This window comes from Burkholderia sp. SIMBA_062, from assembly GCF_046534765.1.
In the GTDB taxonomy this organism is placed as follows: Bacteria; Pseudomonadota; Gammaproteobacteria; order Burkholderiales; family Burkholderiaceae; genus Burkholderia; species Burkholderia ambifaria.
Genome location: NZ_JAWRYD010000672.1, coordinates 1 through 232 on the forward strand (window position 1 = coordinate 1; position 232 = coordinate 232).

A 232-nucleotide genomic window follows, 5' to 3' on the forward strand; every position below is an offset into this window, starting at 1 on the left:
CCACCCAGAATCCAAACATTAGTTCGGCAATTATTCGATCAGCGCTTTGATTTTTTTTCTCTTTATAAAGTTTGTTTTTTGACTTCTTTACCATGTTTTCATGATATGATGTCCAAGGTTTAAAGCCCTTTCTCGAACCTTTTGAAACACCTTTACGATAATATTCTTCTCTCTTGTGAGGGTGTTTTTTCATGTCGTTTTTGAATAAATCATGCCCAGCCTCTCTAGTTAT

General features: G+C 34.9%; 1 protein-coding gene. It reads right to left on the reverse strand.

The genetic code is table 11. The annotated features are described in order from the left end of the window. Positions 1–193, reverse strand: a 193-nt coding sequence (locus SB786_RS37875; RefSeq protein WP_410731792.1) for a hypothetical protein, incomplete at its 3' end; no start/stop codon positions are given. Positions 194–232: the final 39 nt, after the last annotated feature.